The organism is Rubrivirga sp. (genome assembly GCF_049648075.1).
GTDB lineage: Bacteria > Bacteroidota > Rhodothermia > Rhodothermales > Rubricoccaceae > Rubrivirga.
On record NZ_JBARYR010000017.1, the window covers coordinates 1 to 7,616 of the forward strand.

Sequence of the window (7,616 nt, forward strand, 5' to 3'; positions counted from 1 at the left end):
CCGCAGGCGCCCTCGAGGCCGACGCGCCCGCCACGCTCGAGACGGCGCCGACCCGCGCCCTCGAGGCCGACGCGTCCGCCGCACCCGTCGAGGTCGAGACGCCTTCTGCCGAGTCCGACCTCGAGGCCGCATTCGTCGAAGCGGAACCGCTCGACACGGAGGCTGTCGAGGCCGACGTCGACGACTCCATCACGGCCGAGGTGGACGACGCCTTCGAGGTCGAGACCGACCCGGGCAAGGCGGACGACCCCGCCGGTGATATCGAAGGCGACCTCGAGGTCGCTGTCCTGGGACCGGAGGACTTCGAGGCCGACGAGCTCCGCGAGGTCATGCGGACCATGATGATGTCGCGCCGGCTCGACCAGAAGATGCTGACCTTGCTCAAGCAGGGGAAGGGCTTCTTCCACATCGGGAGCGCCGGCCACGAGGCGAGCCAGACGGCCGTCGCGCGCCAGTTCGAGGGCGGAAAAGACTGGTTCTGCTTCTACTACCGCGACCTCGCGACCGCGTTGACCGTCGGCGTCACGCCGACCGAGGTGCTGCAGGCGCACTTCGGCAAGGCCAGCGACCCGTTCGGCGGAGGGCGCCAGATGCCGGAGCACTTCGGGCACCGCGCGCTCAACATCCTGAGCACGTCGTCGTCGGTGGCGGCGCAGTACGTCCCGGCGGTCGGGTTCGCGCTCGCCGTCAAGCGCGAGGACACCGACGGCCCGACGCGCGCCGTCTACGCCTCGGGCGGCGAGGGCTCGACGAGCCAGGGGGCCTTCCACGAGGCTCTCAACTGGGCGGCCCGGGAAGCGCTTCCGGTCCTCTTCCACATCCAGGACAACAAGTACGCGATCTCGGTCCCGGTCGAGGAGCAGACCGCGGGCGGCTCGATCTGGCACCTGCTCGGCGGCTACGCTGGCCTCAAGCGGATCCGCTACGACGGCACCGACTTCTTCCAGTCGGAGGCCGCCGCTCGCGCCGCGATGGAGCACATCCGCGCTGGAAAGGGACCCGTCGCGCTCCACGCCGACCTGGTCCGCCTGCTCCCGCACTCGTCCTCGGACGACCACCGCAAGTACCGCGAGCAGTCGTCCATCGACGCCGACGCGGCCCGCGACCCGATCCCGCAGTTTGCCGCCCGCCTCGTCGAGGCCGGCATCATGACCGACGACGAGGTCGAGGCCATGCGCGCTGAGATCGCGAAGGAGGTGGACCTGCTCGCTCGGGCCGTCGAGGCCGAGCCCGACCCGGACCCGGCGACCGCGACGGACCACGTCTACTACGAAGGCGAGGACTCGAGGACGTACGACCTCGAGGGCGAGGCCGGCGACCTGATCGTGATGGTCGACGCCATCAACCACGCCCTCGATGAGGAGATGGGCCGGGACGACCGCGTCCTGGTCTACGGCGAGGACGTCGGCGGTGGCAAGGGCGGCGTGTTTACCGCTACTCGCGGGCTGACGGAGAAGTACGGCAAGGGGCGCTGCTTCAACAGCCCGCTGGCGGAGCACTCGATCATCGGCAGCGCCGTCGGGTTGGCGTGCGCCGGGTACAAGCCCGTCGTCGAGATCCAGTTCGCGGACTACATCTGGCCCGCGATGCAGCAGATCCGCAACCAGGTGGCCTCGATGCGCTACCGCTCGAACGGCGAGTGGGCGTGCCCGATGGTCATCCGCGTCCCGGCCGGCGGCTACATCCACGGCGGCCTGTGCCACAGCCAGAACGTCGAGGCCATGTTCGGCCACTTCCCCGGGCTCCAGATCGTGATGCCGTCGAACGCGGCCGACGCCAAGGGCCTGCTCAAGACGGCGATCCGTGGCGAGGACCCGATCCTGTTCCTGGAGCACAAGGCGCTCTACCGCCAGGGACCGGCCCGCCGGCCCGAGCCGCACGACGATTACCTCGTGCCCTTGGGCAAGGCGGCCGTCACGCGCGAGGGCACGGACCTGACGATCGTGACTTGGGGCGCCATCGTCTACAAGGCGATCAACGCGGCCAAGGCGCTCGAGAAGGAGGGGGTCTCCGTCGAGATCATCGACGTCCGCTCGTTCATGCCGTTCGATTCGGAGACCGTCCTCGAGTCGGCGCGCAAGACGGGCCGCGTGTTGGTCGCCTACGAGGACCACGAGTTCATGGGCTTCGGCGCCGAGATCGCCGCCCAGATCTCCGACGCCGCGTTTGGCGACCTCGACGCGCCGGTCAAGCGCGTCGCCGGCGCGTTCTCGTCGATCCCCTACGCGGACGCGCTCGAGAAGGCGGTCCTGCCCCAAGACGCCGACGTCCTCGAGGCCGCCCGCGAGGTGCTGTCGTTCTAGGAGCGATGTTGTGGGATGGAGGGGGCGGAGGGACAGGCGATCTGCCGTCCTCCGCCCGTTCGTCGCTCCGCCATGTCCGAATCGAGTTCCGTGTCCTCGAGGCCGGACCTTGCCTCTCCGCCTGGGACTCCTCGATCCCTTCCGTCCCCGTCCTCGATGCGATCGCTCCTCGTTTTTCTCCTTCTCTCGACTGCCGCCGTCGCTCAGCCGCGCCTCGCCTTCGAGGCCGAGACGGTTGACATGGGCCGGTTCTCTGAGGCCGACGGCCCGGTCGCGCACACCTTCGAGTTCACGAACGACGGCGACGCCCCGCTCCGGATCGGGCGTGTCGAGGCCGCGTGCGGTTGCACGACTCCGACGTGGACCGAGACGGCTGTTGAGCCGGGCGGAGGAGGCGTCCTCGAGGTCGTGTACGACCCCGCGGGACGCCCCGGCCCGTTCGACAAGACCATCTTCGTGGCGACCGAGGATGGCCAGTCGACGGTGCTCCGCATCGAGGGCGTCGTCGAGTCCGCCTTGGCGCGGACGGGCACGCGCGTCGGGTCGCTCGCCTTCCGCGACCTCGAGGCCGACGCCGGGACGGTGCCGCCGGGCGAGCCGCTCCAGACGTCGTTCCAGTTCGCGAATGTCGGCGACCGGCCGGTCCGCATCGAGCGCGTCGACGCGCCGGACGGCGTGGAGGTGGTCATGCCGCCGCGGCCGATCTTTCCGGACGCGCTCCGAGGGTTGTTCGTGACCGTCGAGAACCCCGTCCCTGACGCCGACGGTCAGGTGTCGATCGACCTCGAGGTCGTGACCACCGACGCCGACGAGCCCGTCAAGCGGCTGCGCATCGTGGGCCGCGTCGAGTAAGAGGACGCGCCCTCGAGGTGTCAGCAGGGTATGATCCGACTCTTGCTCTTCTCGCTCGTTCTCGCATCGACCGCCGTCGCTCAGTCTTCGGTCGAAGGCCCGCTCGGCCGCGTCTTGGATGCGACCGTCGACCGCACCGGCCGGGTCGACTACGGCCGGCTCGCCGGCTCGTCGCGCGCCGACCTCGATGCGGCTCTGGCTGCGATCGCGAGCCAAAGCCCGAGCGCGCTACGCTCCGACGCCCAGAAGACGGCGTTTCTCGTGAACGCCTACAACGCGCACGTCCTGGACCGCGTCCTCGATCACCCGCGCGCGACCCACATCGAGCGGGCGGACCTGTTCGACGAGCTGTTCGAGACGCCCGTCCGCGTCGCGGGGCTGTCGATGACGCTGAACCAACTCGAGCACGGCATCCTGCGCGGCCAAAGTCGTGTCGACGGTGCGGCCGTCTCTCGATCCCTCCGCGCGCTCCGTCCGAGCCGGCTCGACGCGCGCATCCACGCGGCGCTCAACTGCGCGGCCATCTCGTGCCCACCGTTGCAGCGCCGGGCGTTCCGGTCGTCGACACTCGACCGCGACCTCGACCGCACCTTCTCGGCCTGGACCGGCTCGGACCGCGCCGCCCGCGTCGACGGCCGCCGCGTCGTTGTCTCGTCGCTTTTCGATTGGTTCGCGAGCGACTTCGAGGCCGGTCAGGACCTGGGCGACGCGATCTTGGCCGCGATGCCGTCCTCGAGGCGGAGCGCGTTCCGGCCCAGGCTCGCGGGCAAGTCGGCGGCTCAACTCCGCAGCGACCGGTCGGTCTCGTTCGCCTACGACTGGACGATCAACCGGCGGTAGGAACGCGCGCCCTCGAGGGCGCGTCGGGACGGTCCCGGTCCCCGAACTCCAATGTCCGCTCGCGTTCTCCAGGTCAACGTCTCGAACGGCGGCGTTCCCAAGCTCCCCGTTCCATCGGCCCACGTCGGCACGACCGCCCTCGAGGGCGACGGCGTCAACCACCCGAAGGTCCACGGCGGGCCGGAGCGCGCGGTGTGCTTGTTTCCGCTCGAGCTCATCCAACGACTTCAGGATGAGGGACACCCGATCTACCCGGGCTCGATCGGCGAGAACCTGACCGTCGCCGGCCTCGATTGGCCCGCCCTCGAGGTCGACACCGTCCTCGAGGTCGGAGAGGCGCGGCTGCAACTGACGCAACGGGTCGAGCCCTGCAATACGATCAAGGCGTCGTTCGCCGACGGCCAGTTTAAGCGGATCAAACCCGACCGCGCGCCGGACGAGACGCGCTGGTACGCCCGTGTTCTCCGAGAGGGAACGGTCCGCCCCGGCGACCGCATCGAGGTCATCGGAGCGTAGAGACGTCCCGCGGGACGTCTTGCGGCCTCGCTCGAAGCCGCCCCCAACGTCCGCTGTGGGAGAGCCTGGTGAGGGGAGCGGTGCCGGTTGACACCTCGAGGCCCCGGGCCGCGCTGCATGGGTCCCCGCCTGCGCGGGGATGACTCACACGATTGAGCTCGCGGTCCTCGAGGCCAACCCGACCTCGAGGACGGACTTACAGCGCCGCCAACGCCTGGTCCAGGTCCTCGACCAAGTCGTCCACGTCCTCGACGCCGACGCTCAGCCGCACCAACCCATCCGGCAAGCCCGCCGCGTGGCGCACCTCGGCCGGGATCGAGCCGTGCGTCATCGAGGCTGGGTGCGAAACCAAGCTCTCGACGCCACCCAGGCTCTCGGCCAACGCGAACACCTTGGTGTTCTGCATCAGGCGGACCGCCGTCTCGACCGTGTCGTCCTCGAGGACGAGCGACACCATGCCGCCGAAGTCGCGCATCTGACGCGCTGCGATCTCGTGGCCGGGATGGTCCTCGAAGCCGGGGTACAGCGCGCGGCCGACCTTGCCGTGACCGCGCAAGAAGTCCGCGACCGTACGAGCGTTGGCGCAGTGGCGCTCCATGCGCAGGTGGAGCGTCTTGGTCGAGCGCAGCAGCAGGAAGCTGTCCATCGGCCCCGGAGCCGCCCCGACAGCTTTGATCTGGAACCGCAGGTGCTCGGCCCACTCTTCGTTCGAGGTCAGCACGGCACCGCCGACGACGTCGCTGTGGCCTCCGATGTACTTGGTCGTAGAGTGCAACACCATATCCGCGCCGAGCGCCAGCGGCTGCTGGAGGTACGGGCTCGCAAACGTGTTGTCGACCGCGACCGACGCGCCCCGAGCCTGTGCGGCCTGGGCGAGCGCCTCAATGTCGTAGACGCGGAGCAGCGGGTTCGTCGGCGTCTCGATCCAGACCAGCTTCGTCGCGTCTGTCATCGCCGCGTCGAGGTCGTCGGCCGTTGATAGGTCAGCGAACGTAAACTCGATGCCGTACGGCTCGAAGATCTGCCGCATCAAGCGGTAGGTCCCGCCGTAGAGGTCGTTCGTCGAGACGACGTGGTCGCCGGGACGGAGCCGACGCAGGATCGCGTCGATGCCCGCGACGCCGGACGCGAACGCGATCCCGTGCTCGGCGCCCTCGAGGGAGGCGAGGTTGGCCTCGAGGTCGGACCGCGTCGGGTTGGACACTCGGGCGTACTCGTGCCCCTGGTGGTCGCCGGGGGCGGCCTGGACGAAGGTGCTCGTAAAGTGGACCGGCGTCATGATGGAGCCGGTCGTCGGGTCGGGCATCTGGCCGGCGTGGACGGCGCGCGTGCCGAAGCCCTGTGTTGGAGTGGACATGGTCTGGGAGGTGTCGACCTCGAGGACGAGGCGGGGACCGCCAGGCTTCCTGCGATCGTGTGCGGCCTGGGTGAACAAAAAAGCGGGGGCGCGGCCGAGCCACGCCCCCGCAGATGGGGTCGAGCGGGTGCTCCTAGTCCATCGAGAAGCCGGCGCACTCGGAGACGCCCTCGGCGTCGTCGACGCGGCCGAGCTGGGTGTAGACGCGGAAGAGCGCGTCGCACACGCCCGCCTCACTCTCGGTGCCGGCCGCCAACGTGCGGGCCTGCATGAGAGGCGGAAGCGAGGCCTCGAGGTTCTCGTCGCGCTGGCCGATGAGCGCGTTCGCGGCGTCGGTGTCCTCGGTCTCGTTGGCCTCCTCGTTGAACGAGGCGGCGCGGTTCTGGAACGCGGCGCCCAGGTTGTAGAAGGCGTCCGAGTTGTCCGGCGCGAGCTCCGTAGCACGCGTGAGCTGACCGATGGCCTCGTCGTAGCGCTCGACCTGCAGGAGGAGCGCGCCGTAGTTGTAGGCGATGGTCGGGTTGCTCGGGTCGCGCTCGGCGGCCTCGGCATAGCGCTCGACCGCGTCCTCGGTGCGGCCCGACTGCGTGTAGGCGTTCAGGAGCATCGTCTGGATGTCCTCGTCACCGGGGAACTGCGCCTGCGCGCCCTCGAGGAAGGTCACCGCCTCCGAGGAACGCTCGGCCAGGACGAGCGAGCGCCCGTAGTAGTAGGCCAGGAGCGGGTCGTTGTCGTTGACGGCGATGCCGCGCTCCAACGGAGCGACAGCCAGCGAGGCGTCACCGGCGCGGAGGTACGCCAATCCCAGGCCGAGGTAGCCCTGCGTCGAGTCCGGCATGAGGACCGTGGACTGCTCGAAATAGGGGACCGCCGCTAAGGCGTCGGCGTCCGGCGTGCGAACGATATCGTTGCCAGCATTGACGGCCAGCGCCCACACGCTCAGCGCGGCGTTGTCGACGTCGGGGTCTTCGGGAGCGGCAGCCTCGGCGCGGCCGACGGTCGCAACCATGTCGGCGAAGTTGGCATCGAGGAACGCCTGCTTGGGCTGAGCGCCGGGCGTGTTCTCGTACTGCTGACGGAGCACCTCGACGCGAAGCAGGAGCGCTTCGACGTTTTGGGGGTCGGTCTCGAGGGCCGTGTCGAGGTTCTCGAGCGCGCGGTCGTAGTCGCGGTTGTTGAGGTCGAGCTTGGCGCCCTCGACGTTGGGGTCGGAGGAACACCCATCAGCGCCGCCGACCAGCAAGGCGACGACGAGGGAGAGGGAGACGGTAAGGAGGCGGGAACGCATGGGGGCGTGGCGGGTGGATCGCATCAGAAACGGGGCCTCGTGGATCATGAGGCAGCCCGGGTGGGTCGTAAGCCCTTCCACGCCGAAACTAGCGCATTGGGTCCGCTGGCCCATGCCTCTCTCATCGAAACTGACGTATGACGCCCGCGGCGCACGCCCTCCTCGACGGCTTAGTCGACTACGCCGGACTCTTCCCGCCCGCGGCCCTCGACCTCGAGGCCGCCGTCGGGGAGTACGCCCGGCACCGCTCCGGCGACCACGCCTGGATGCTCCAGCGCTTTATCGCGCCCGCCGGCCGCCTGGCCGAGGGCGACGACCCCGCAGCGACCCTCGACGCCCACGGTGACCGATTCCACAGCGGCGACCCGTGGCACGTGTCGGTTCTCGGTCTCGCGGGGGACGGCGAGTCGTGGCTCGACACCGCCCGTCGTACCCTCGAGGTCGCCCGCGCCTTCCAGGC

6 protein-coding genes and 1 pseudogene are annotated in these 7,616 nt (G+C 69.7%); 5 read left to right on the forward strand and 2 right to left on the reverse strand.

Annotated features, from left to right (window positions below):
- Nucleotides 1-200 precede the first annotated feature (200 nt).
- The 4 genes from WBA11_RS00560 to WBA11_RS00575 all read left to right on the forward strand — a co-directional run bounded on the left by WBA11_RS00560 (nt 201) and on the right by WBA11_RS00575 (nt 4,511).
- Nucleotides 201-2,303 carry an alpha-ketoacid dehydrogenase subunit alpha/beta gene (locus WBA11_RS00560; protein WP_424518793.1) on the forward strand — a complete coding sequence of 701 codons (2,103 nt, stop codon included), beginning with the start codon at nt 201-203 and terminating at the stop codon, nt 2,301-2,303.
- Nucleotides 2,304-2,459: 156 nt separating this feature from the next.
- Nucleotides 2,460-3,155 (forward strand): DUF1573 domain-containing protein, encoded by a 696-nt coding sequence (locus WBA11_RS00565; RefSeq protein ID WP_424518788.1) that lies wholly within the window; start codon nt 2,460-2,462, stop codon nt 3,153-3,155.
- 30 nt (nt 3,156-3,185) lie between these two features.
- The gene (locus tag WBA11_RS00570; protein ID WP_424518789.1) at nt 3,186-3,995 is read left to right on the forward strand and encodes a DUF547 domain-containing protein; all 810 of its coding nucleotides are present in this window, start codon (nt 3,186-3,188) and stop codon (nt 3,993-3,995) included.
- 51 nt (nt 3,996-4,046) lie between these two features.
- Nucleotides 4,047-4,511: an MOSC domain-containing protein gene (locus WBA11_RS00575; protein ID WP_424518790.1), complete on the forward strand. Its 465-nt coding sequence runs from the start codon at nt 4,047-4,049 to the stop codon at nt 4,509-4,511.
- Between the two features lie 196 nt (nt 4,512-4,707).
- Here the strand turns inward: WBA11_RS00575 and WBA11_RS00580 are convergent, their stop codons facing one another.
- Together WBA11_RS00580 and WBA11_RS00585 are read right to left on the reverse strand one after the other, a co-directional pair.
- Nucleotides 4,708-5,868 (reverse strand): cystathionine gamma-synthase, encoded by a 1,161-nt coding sequence (locus WBA11_RS00580; protein WP_424518791.1) that lies wholly within the window; start codon nt 5,866-5,868, stop codon nt 4,708-4,710.
- 133 nt (nt 5,869-6,001) lie between these two features.
- Nucleotides 6,002-7,156 carry a tetratricopeptide repeat protein gene (locus tag WBA11_RS00585; RefSeq protein ID WP_424518792.1) on the reverse strand — a complete coding sequence of 385 codons (1,155 nt, stop codon included), beginning with the start codon at nt 7,154-7,156 and terminating at the stop codon, nt 6,002-6,004.
- A 137-nt stretch (nt 7,157-7,293) separates the two neighbouring features.
- Between WBA11_RS00585 and WBA11_RS00590 the strand changes: the two are divergent.
- Nucleotides 7,294-7,616 (forward strand): annotated as a pseudogene (locus WBA11_RS00590) (hypothetical protein); the annotation flags it as partial.